Source organism: Mesorhizobium sp. M7A.F.Ca.CA.004.12.1.1, assembly GCF_003997835.1.
In the GTDB taxonomy this organism is placed as follows: Bacteria; Pseudomonadota; Alphaproteobacteria; order Rhizobiales; family Rhizobiaceae; genus Mesorhizobium.
The window spans coordinates 1-6784 of the sequence record NZ_RZRK01000301.1; the positions used below are offsets into that span (position 1 = coordinate 1).

Annotated in this window: 12 protein-coding genes and 1 pseudogene; 7 read left to right on the top strand and 6 right to left on the bottom strand. The window is 62.3% G+C overall.

Annotated features, from left to right (window positions below; translation table 11 throughout):
* Positions 1-3: 3 nt before the first annotated feature.
* The gene (locus EN984_RS17095) at positions 4-645 is read right to left on the bottom strand and encodes a TetR/AcrR family transcriptional regulator (RefSeq protein ID WP_127270924.1); all 642 of its coding nucleotides are present in this window, start codon (positions 643-645) and stop codon (positions 4-6) included.
* A gap of 104 nt (positions 646-749) precedes the next feature.
* Between EN984_RS17095 and EN984_RS17100 the strand changes: the two genes are divergently transcribed.
* The 3 genes from EN984_RS17100 to EN984_RS17110 are packed head-to-tail and all read left to right on the top strand — an operon-like array spanning position 750 to position 2235.
* Positions 750-1583, top strand: coding sequence for an NAD(P)H-binding protein (locus tag EN984_RS17100; protein WP_127273225.1), 834 nt, complete (start codon positions 750-752; stop codon positions 1581-1583).
* Between the two features lies 1 nt (position 1584).
* A complete protein-coding gene (locus tag EN984_RS17105) occupies positions 1585-2064 on the top strand; it encodes an anthrone oxygenase family protein (RefSeq protein WP_127269208.1) in 480 nt (159 codons plus the stop codon).
* A 21-nt stretch (positions 2065-2085) separates the two neighbouring features.
* Positions 2086-2235: a hypothetical protein gene (locus tag EN984_RS17110; RefSeq protein WP_127269209.1), complete on the top strand. Its 150-nt coding sequence runs from the start codon at positions 2086-2088 to the stop codon at positions 2233-2235.
* Positions 2236-2253: 18 nt separating this feature from the next.
* On the opposite strand, the gene EN984_RS17115 is transcribed toward EN984_RS17110, so the two are convergent.
* The 3 genes from EN984_RS17115 to EN984_RS17125 all read right to left on the bottom strand — a co-directional run bounded on the left by EN984_RS17115 (position 2254) and on the right by EN984_RS17125 (position 3875).
* On the bottom strand, positions 2254-2592 hold the full coding sequence (locus tag EN984_RS17115) for a SelT/SelW/SelH family protein (RefSeq protein WP_127383843.1): 339 nt from the start codon (positions 2590-2592) through the stop codon (positions 2254-2256).
* The gene (locus EN984_RS17120) at positions 2589-3338 is read right to left on the bottom strand and encodes a YebC/PmpR family DNA-binding transcriptional regulator (RefSeq protein ID WP_023811824.1); all 750 of its coding nucleotides are present in this window, start codon (positions 3336-3338) and stop codon (positions 2589-2591) included. The genes EN984_RS17115 and EN984_RS17120 overlap by 4 nt, the downstream gene beginning before the upstream one ends.
* A 213-nt stretch (positions 3339-3551) precedes the next feature.
* A complete protein-coding gene (locus EN984_RS17125; RefSeq protein ID WP_127269211.1) occupies positions 3552-3875 on the bottom strand; it encodes a helix-turn-helix domain-containing protein in 324 nt (107 codons plus the stop codon).
* A 52-nt stretch (positions 3876-3927) separates the two neighbouring features.
* Between EN984_RS17125 and EN984_RS17130 the strand changes: the two genes are divergently transcribed.
* Genes EN984_RS17130 through EN984_RS17145 form a run of 4 tightly spaced genes read left to right on the top strand, consistent with a single transcriptional unit; the run spans position 3928 to position 5737 of the window.
* Positions 3928-4410, top strand: coding sequence for an SRPBCC domain-containing protein (locus EN984_RS17130; protein ID WP_127269212.1), 483 nt, complete (start codon positions 3928-3930; stop codon positions 4408-4410).
* Between the two features lie 28 nt (positions 4411-4438).
* Entirely contained in the window at positions 4439-4831 is a 393-nt protein-coding gene (locus EN984_RS17135) for a VOC family protein (protein ID WP_127269213.1), read from the top strand.
* A 49-nt stretch (positions 4832-4880) separates the two neighbouring features.
* Entirely contained in the window at positions 4881-5243 is a 363-nt protein-coding gene (locus EN984_RS17140) for a hypothetical protein (RefSeq protein ID WP_127269214.1), read from the top strand.
* A gap of 26 nt (positions 5244-5269) precedes the next feature.
* A complete protein-coding gene (locus EN984_RS17145) occupies positions 5270-5737 on the top strand; it encodes an SRPBCC family protein (protein ID WP_127269215.1) in 468 nt (155 codons plus the stop codon).
* Positions 5738-5753: 16 nt separating this feature from the next.
* On the opposite strand, the gene EN984_RS17150 is transcribed toward EN984_RS17145, so the two are convergent.
* On the bottom strand, positions 5754-6515 hold the full coding sequence (locus EN984_RS17150) for a TerC family protein (protein WP_127269216.1): 762 nt from the start codon (positions 6513-6515) through the stop codon (positions 5754-5756).
* A gap of 74 nt (positions 6516-6589) precedes the next feature.
* Positions 6590-6784: pseudogene (locus tag EN984_RS17155) on the bottom strand (metallophosphoesterase); the annotation flags it as partial.

Here is a 6784-nt window from a genome sequence, read left to right on the forward strand (position 1 = left end):
TTGCTACTCGGCCAGCAATTCCCTCAGCGCCATGCGCTTGTAGGCCGCGACCAGCCTGTCGCCCTCTTGGCGCTCAACCGAGATCGCCAGCCGCATGGCGGCTTCGCCCATCTGCCAGATGAGGAACGCCGTCGTTTCCAACGCCACCGGATCGGCTGCCGGCCGCAGCCGTTTCAGCACCGCGGTTAGAAACTCGGCATTGGCCCGGCTGTCGGCGAGTTCGAGCTGGCGCAGCGCCTTGTCGGCTTGCGTGCCCGACCAGATGTCGCGCATCACCGGTTCGGCCAGGAACAGCCGGTAATAGATGTCGACCAACTCTGAAAACGCGGACTGCAGGCCTTCGGCGTCCCTGACACCAGCCAGTGCTGCCGAAATGCAGGACTGGCTTTCGGCGGTGTAGCGCTCGGCCAGCGCCCAGATGATCGCCCGCTTGTCCGGAAAGAACTGGTAGAGCGACCCGATCGACACCCCGGCCCGTTCCGCCACCTCTCCCATGCGCATGGCGTCGCTGCCTTGCTCGGCGATCAGCGCTGAGGCGGCAGTCAGCATGCGCTCGACCCGCTCGCGGCTGCGCTGCTGGCTGGGCGCCCGGCGCGGCGAAGCAATCTGCTCCCGCGGGGAAACCGGCGCGGCCGTGTCTTCCATGACTGACTCCAATGCCAGCAAAATCGCTTGACTCGCAAAATACGAGGGTTTATCACATTTTGCAAACGTGAGTATTATTCATATTTTAAACAGAGGAAACGGTTATGACTGACCCGACAACCAAACCAATTCTGATCCTCGGCGGCACCGGCAAGACCGGCCGCCGTCTCGCCGAGCGGCTGACGGCGCACGACCTGCCGGTGCGGATCGGCTCGCGCTCCGGTACACCGCGCTTCGACTGGGAAGTCCCAGCGACCTGGGGACCGGCAATGCAAGGCGTCAGCGCCCTCTACATCAGCTACTATCCCGACATCGCCGTGCCGGGCGCCGCTGAAACCGTCGACGCCTTCGCCAGGCTCGCGGTGCAAAACGGTGTCACCCGACTGGTGCTGCTGTCGGGGCGCGGCGAAACGGAAGCCCAGCGCGCCGAAGAGATGCTGAAGGCCTCGGGCGCCGACTGGACCATCCTGCGCTGCGCTTGGTTCTCGCAGAACTTCAGCGAAGGCTTCTTCACCGGGTCCCTGGCTGAAGGCGAAGTGGCGTTGCCGATCGGCAATGTCGGCGAGCCCTTTGTCGATGCCGACGACATCGCCGACGCCGCCTTTGCCGTGCTGACGGAGCCAGGCCATGTCGGCCAGCTCTATGAGTTGACCGGGCCGCGGCTGCTGAGCTTCGCAGACGCGGTCGCCGAGATTGCCAAGGCGGCCGGACGCGACATCCGCTTTGTCAGGATCTCGCATGACGAATTCACTGCCGCAGTGGCCGCGCATGAGCTGCCGCCCGAATTCGGCTGGCTGCTCAATGAGCTGTTCACCCAGGTGCTCGACGGCCGCAACGAGTCGCTCACCGACGGCGTCCAGCGCGTGCTTGGTCGCCAGCCAAGAGACTTCTCCGCCTACGCAACGCAAACCGCCGCAACCGGCATCTGGAGCAACTGACATGATCGCGAAGCTTCTCCCCACCCTCATCTTCATCGCCGCAATCGGCTCAGGCGTCGTCGGTGGCGTCTTCTTTGCTTTCTCCAGCTTCGTCATGCCGGGTCTCGCCCGCATGCCCGCTGCCGGCGGTATCGCCGCGATGAATTCGATCAATGTCACCGCGGTGACGCCGCTGTTCATGACCGCCCTGTTCGGCACGGCGCTTGTCTGCGTCCTTGTCGCCATCGGCGCGGTGATGGGCTGGAGCCAGTCGGGTTCGCTCTGGCTGCTTGCCGGCAGCCTGCTGTATCTCATCGGCATCGTGGTGGTGACGATGATCTTCAACGTCCCGCTGAACGATGCGCTCGCCGCCGTCGATCCGGCCAGCAGCAATGGCGCAAGCCTGTGGTCGCGCTACCTCAATGAATGGGTGATGTGGAACCATGTCCGCACCATCAGCGGCATAGCCGCGCTGGCATCCTTCTGGTTCGCCACGCGTTGACGACGATGGATGGAGCGACCGATGAAGGATCAATACGCAAATATGGCCTTCGGCATGGCCATCGGAGTTGGTGTCGGTGCCGCGATCGGCACCGCTCTGGATGATCTGCCGATGGGCGTTGCCGTGGGTATTGCGATTGGCGCCGCCGTCGGTGCGTGGCGACGCAAGTGACGGCAGCGCTCGCGACCCCTATGCCTTTGTCTTCCGATCGGAATGGCCGAGGTCGCGGTCCGGATCAATGACATCGCGGACCAGTTGCTTCAGTTTGGCCGCGTCCGGAAAGCCGCCGTCGCGCTTGCGATCCCAGACAAGCACGTCATTGCAGGAAATGGTGAAGATGCCGCCGGTGCCGGGCACCAGCGTCACTTCGCCAAGGTCCGTGCCGAAGGTCGACAGCAGCTCCTGCGCCATCCAGCCGGCGCGCAGCAGCCACTGACACTGCGTGCAATAGGTGATGCGGATGACCGGCAACGGCTTTTCGCTCGTGGCGGGTATAGCTCCCCTCATTTCGGACTGAGCTTCGCTCATGCCGCGCTGAGCTTGGCCATGGTCTCGTCGTCGACTTCGAAGTTGGCGTAGACGCTCTGCACGTCGTCGTCATCCTCGAGCGTGGCGACCAGCTTCATCAGCGACTGTGCCCGCTCCTCATCGACCGGAACGTTGTTTTGCGGCCGCCAGATCGGCTTGACCGATTCAGCCTCGCCGAGCGCGCCTTCCAGCGCCTTCGACACTTCGCCCATGTTCTCAAAGCCGCAATAGATGGTGTGGCCTTCCTCGTCGGACTCGACATCATCGGCGCCGGCTTCGATCGCCGCATCCATGATCTTGTCGGCGCTGCCGGCCGATGCCGGATAGTAGATCTCGCCGGCACGGTCCCACATGAACGACACCGAGCCGGTTTCGCCCATCGCGCCGCCGGCCTTGGTGAAGGCAGCACGCACATTGGATGCCGAACGGTTGCGGTTGTCGGTCAGCGCCTCGACAATGACGGCGACGCCGCCCGGGCCATAGCCCTCATAGCGCACGGCTTCGTAGTTCTCGGCATCGCCCATCGAGGCCTTGTTGACGGCGCGCTGGATGTTGTCCTTCGGCATCGACACCGCCTTGGCGTTCTGAATCGCCAGCCGCAAGCGAGGGTTCATCGATGGATCGGGCGTCCCGCTTTTGGCGGCGACGGTGATTTCGCGCGCCAGCTTGGAAAACATTTTCGACCGCACCGCATCCTGGCGGCCCTTGCGGTGCATGATGTTCTTGAACTGTGAATGGCCAGCCATGGCACCCCTGTCGTCTTCTCGGCTAGAGCATCCCGAAGCGAAGTGATCTGACCTCGTCTTCCGCAATGCCCGAATTCAAAATTTCAGAGCGTCCCAGGTGCAACTCGTGGAAGCACGGCGTTCTCTGTCGGAATGGCCGGCTTATAGATAAATCGGCTCAATTCGTCCAGCCGCACCACGCACGGGACGCGCGACATGGGCTGCTGCAAGCGTTCACGCCTCGAGGTCCGACTTCAGCCGGTCGATGATGCTGAGGGCATGCCCGGCATACTGGCTGATCCACCGGTCGTGGATCTGCTTGATCGGCAGCGCGTTGAGATGGTTCCAGCGCTCGCGGCCGTCGCGCCGCGCAACGATCAGGTCGGCCTCCTCCAATACCTTGAGATGCAGCATCACGGTGCAGCGATCGATGTCGGGAAAGGCCTCGCACAGCATGCCGGTCGTCTTCGGCGCGTCCTTCAGCTGATCCAGCATTTCACGCCGGCGCGGATGCGCCAGCGCCTTGAAAACATTGTCGTCTTGCGATTGGGTTGACATGTTATGTTTTTATAACATATTGTCGGGCCGATCAAGGGAAGGAGTTGTGGATATGTCACTTGGATTCAGTGTTTCCGGACGCATCGGCAAGCCGGTCGCCGACGTCTTCGACGCGGTCGTCAATCCGAAGAAACTGAGCGGCTATTTCACCACGATCGGCGGCGCCAGCGCCCCGCTGGAAGCTGGCGCCGGCGTCGTCTGGTGGGGCAAGGTGCCGGTCGAGGTCGACGAAGTGGTCAAGGACAGCCGCATCGTGCTGCGCTGGGATGCCACCGACGCCGACGGCAAACCCGCCTACAAGACCCGCATCGAGATGAATTTCGAGCCGCTCGACGATGGCGGCACCTTCGTCACCATCGCCGAGAGCGGTTGGCAGGAAGGCGCGGTCGGCCTGAAGAAGTCCTACCTCAATTGCGAGGGCTGGTCGCAGATGCTGGCCTGCATGAAGGCCTATGTCGAATACGGCATCAATTTGCGCGACGGCTACTATCGCAGCGAGATGAGGGGCGAACCCGCCAACGAGACCAATATCTGAGCGACTATGGGGAGGATGGAGATCCGCAATGAAGAAAGTAACGCCATTCCTGATGTTCGAGGGCAAGGCCGAAGAGGCAATGACCCTCTATTGCGAGACCATTCCCGGCAGCAGCGTGCTTGACGTCACGAATTACGGCCCCGGCGAAGACGGCCCGCAAGGAACGGTCAAGCTGGCGCGGGTGTCGATCGCTGGGCTGGAAGTCATGGTCTTCAACAGCCCCGTGCACCACGCCTTCACGTTCACGCCATCGGTCTCGCTCTATGTGGACTGTTCCTCAGAAGAAGAGCTGAACCGGATTGTCGAGACACTGGGCGAGGACGGCGCGTTCCTGATGCCACCGGACAATTACGGCTTCAGCCGCCGTTTCGCATGGCTCAACGACAGGTTCGGGGTCTCCTGGCAGATAAATCTCGCATGACCAGCCTGAGCAAAGGCGACAACAGCCGAACACGACAACGGAGCCAGCTATGACCACGAAAATCACCGGCGGCATCAACATCGCCATGAAGGTACCGCCGCACCAATATGAGGCGACGATCGCCTTCTACCGCGACGTCGTCGGCCTGAAGCCGTTCACAGACAAAGCACCGGCCATCGGCTTCGAGCTTGGCCCCAACCGCCTGTGGATCGATGAGGCGCCGATGATGAGCCAGGCCGAGGTGTGGCTGGAGCTGTTCACCAAGGATTTCCCCATGGCTGCGGATCATTTCGCCAAGGCCGGTGTTGTGCGTTGCGACGCCATTGAGCCCTTGGGCGAGGGCTTCCGCGGCGGCTGGATCACCAACCCTGCCAACATTATTCACATGCTGCGCGAACCGGACGCCTGGTGAGCGCCGAATCCCGAAAGGAGCATCCGATGGACATCCGCGAAAAACCATTCGCCGAAGCCGGCATGCTGATCCGGCGGCCTGTCGCCGATGTATTCGAGGCCATCGTCGATCCGGCCATAACCACGAAATTCTGGTTCACCCATGGCAGCGGCCGGCTGGACAGCGGCAAGCAGGTCCTCTGGGAGTGGCGCATGTACGGCGTCTCGACGACGGTCGACGTCAGCGAGATCGTCGCGAATGAAAAGATCGTCATGCAATGGAGCGATCCGCCAACCACCGTGGTCTGGACATTCACCGAAATGCCTGGCGAGACGACCTTTCTCGAGGTTCGCAATTTTGGCTTCGCCGGGGATGGCGACGAGCAGGTGAAAGAGGCCGTCGGCTCAACCGGCGGCTTCACGCTGGTGCTGGCCGGCGCCAAGGCGTGGCTGGAACAGGGCCTGACGCTCGGCCTGATCGGCGACCGTCACCCGAAGGGCGTGCCAGGACATTAGGTATTCTGGGTCTGCCTCAATGCCCGCCGCCCGACTTCTTACGTCGCCGCGCCAGCATGTTGAGCCCCTCGACCAATGCCGAAAAGCCCATCGCCGCATAGATGTAGCCCTTGGGCACATGGTAGCCCATGCCGTCTGCGATCAGCGTCATGCCGATCATCAGAAGGAAGCCCAGCGCCAGCATGACGATGCTCGGGTTCTTGGCGATGAAGTTGGCCAGCGGCCCGGCCGCCAGCATCATCACGGTGACCGCGACGATCACGGCGATGTACATGATGGCGATCTCGTCGGTCATGCCGACGGCGGTGATGATCGAATCGATCGAGAAGACCAGGTCGAGCAGCAGGATCTGGAAGATCGCGCCGGCAAGGCTGATCTGCAGCGTCTCGCCCATCATCGTATCCTTGTGGTCGTCGGGATCGACGGTGTGATGGATCTCCTTGGTCGCCTTCCAGACCAGGAACAGGCCGCCGGCGATCAGGATCAGGTCGCGCCAGGAAAAACCGTGACCGAAGGCCGTGAACACCGGCGTGGTAAGCTGGACGATGATCGAAATGGTGGCCAGCAGCACCAGCCGCATGATCAGGGCCGCCGAGATGCCGAGCCGGCGGGCACGGGCCCGTTGTGCTTCCGGCAGCTTGTTGGTCAGGATCGAGATGAAGATCAGATTGTCGATGCCGAGCACGACCTCGAGCACAATCAGCGTCAGCAGCGCGACCCAAGCCGTCGGGTCGGAAACAAATTGAAAATGCGGCGCCAGGAATTCGATGAGCTGCATGGAGGTCGTCCCCTCTTTCAACGATCTAGAGCAGTGTCGCCGGCAGTTAGGTATTAAGCGTGCCTATATCAATGTCACGACCAGAAGGACGGTGCGGTTTCCTCCAGCCGTGGCCCGCGACGAAACGGCGCAATCCGCTCGGTCAGCCCTGTGCGGTCTGAAATATCGACGCCGACGCCGCACAAAGTCGCCGGTCCGGTCGCCGCCTCGAAGCGGCCTTTCGGCACCTTCGACAGGAACCGGTTGAGCGGCTCCTCCTTGTCCATGCC

What these genes read in the sequence shown, in the direction of transcription:
- EN984_RS17095 (WP_127270924.1), bottom strand. Translation starts at nt 645, where the DNA reads ATGGAAGACACGGCCGCGCCGGTTTCCCCGCGGGAGCAGATTGCTTCG.
- EN984_RS17100 (WP_127273225.1), top strand. Translation starts at nt 750, where the DNA reads ATGACTGACCCGACAACCAAACCAATTCTGATCCTCGGCGGCACCGGC.
- EN984_RS17105 (WP_127269208.1), top strand. Translation starts at nt 1,585, where the DNA reads ATGATCGCGAAGCTTCTCCCCACCCTCATCTTCATCGCCGCAATCGGC.
- EN984_RS17110 (WP_127269209.1), top strand. Translation starts at nt 2,086, where the DNA reads ATGAAGGATCAATACGCAAATATGGCCTTCGGCATGGCCATCGGAGTT.
- EN984_RS17115 (WP_127383843.1), bottom strand. Translation starts at nt 2,592, where the DNA reads ATGAGCGAAGCTCAGTCCGAAATGAGGGGAGCTATACCCGCCACGAGC.
- EN984_RS17120 (WP_023811824.1), bottom strand. Translation starts at nt 3,338, where the DNA reads ATGGCTGGCCATTCACAGTTCAAGAACATCATGCACCGCAAGGGCCGC.
- EN984_RS17125 (WP_127269211.1), bottom strand. Translation starts at nt 3,875, where the DNA reads ATGTCAACCCAATCGCAAGACGACAATGTTTTCAAGGCGCTGGCGCAT.
- EN984_RS17130 (WP_127269212.1), top strand. Translation starts at nt 3,928, where the DNA reads ATGTCACTTGGATTCAGTGTTTCCGGACGCATCGGCAAGCCGGTCGCC.
- EN984_RS17135 (WP_127269213.1), top strand. Translation starts at nt 4,439, where the DNA reads ATGAAGAAAGTAACGCCATTCCTGATGTTCGAGGGCAAGGCCGAAGAG.
- EN984_RS17140 (WP_127269214.1), top strand. Translation starts at nt 4,881, where the DNA reads ATGACCACGAAAATCACCGGCGGCATCAACATCGCCATGAAGGTACCG.
- EN984_RS17145 (WP_127269215.1), top strand. Translation starts at nt 5,270, where the DNA reads ATGGACATCCGCGAAAAACCATTCGCCGAAGCCGGCATGCTGATCCGG.
- EN984_RS17150 (WP_127269216.1), bottom strand. Translation starts at nt 6,515, where the DNA reads ATGCAGCTCATCGAATTCCTGGCGCCGCATTTTCAATTTGTTTCCGAC.